This is a genomic window from Naasia sp. SYSU D00948, from assembly GCF_017916515.1.
GTDB lineage: Bacteria > Actinomycetota > Actinomycetes > Actinomycetales > Microbacteriaceae > Naasia.
Genome location: NZ_JAFMTA010000004.1, coordinates 1 through 523, shown reverse-complemented (window position 1 = coordinate 523; position 523 = coordinate 1). Strand labels below are relative to the sequence as shown.

The 523-nt window shown below is 72.8% G+C and carries 1 protein-coding gene; it reads right to left on the bottom strand.

From position 1 onward, the window contains the following. Nucleotides 1-196: hypothetical protein (locus J3P30_RS14975; RefSeq protein ID WP_210482043.1), on the bottom strand; the 196-nt coding region annotated here is incomplete at its 3' end. Nucleotides 197-523: the final 327 nt, after the last annotated feature.

Genomic DNA, 523 nt, shown 5'->3' with positions numbered 1-523 from the left:
AACCGACGCGGACGCTCACCCCCGGCATCACCACGATCAGCGCCACCACCGAACCGACGCGGACGCTCACCCCCGGCATCACCACGATCCCGGCCGGCTCGCGACTGTCCCGGACGCTCGCCGCGTCTCTCCCGCCCAGCGCCGTCGTCGGATCGGCGGGGACGGTCCTCGCCGTCACCGCGCTTCGGACCGTCACCGAACCTGCGCGGACGCTCGCTGCCGCCCTCCGGGCGCCGCGGTCCGTCGCCGCCGCGACGGGGGCCGTCGTCGGGACGTCCTCCGCGAGGTCCGTCCGAGGGACGCCGATCGCCTCGATGAGGCCGTCGGGGGCCGTCAGAGCCCGGCACTTCCGCCACAGTGGTCCGCCTTTCCTGCCGTCGTCGAGTCTACGTGCGCCCCTCGAACGGCCTTAAACGACGAAAGGGCCACCCGGTGGGGCGGCCCTTTCTCGAAGGAAGTCCGGCGGTGTCCTACTCTCCCACGGGGTCGCCCCCGCAGTACCATCGGCGCTGAGAGTCTTAGC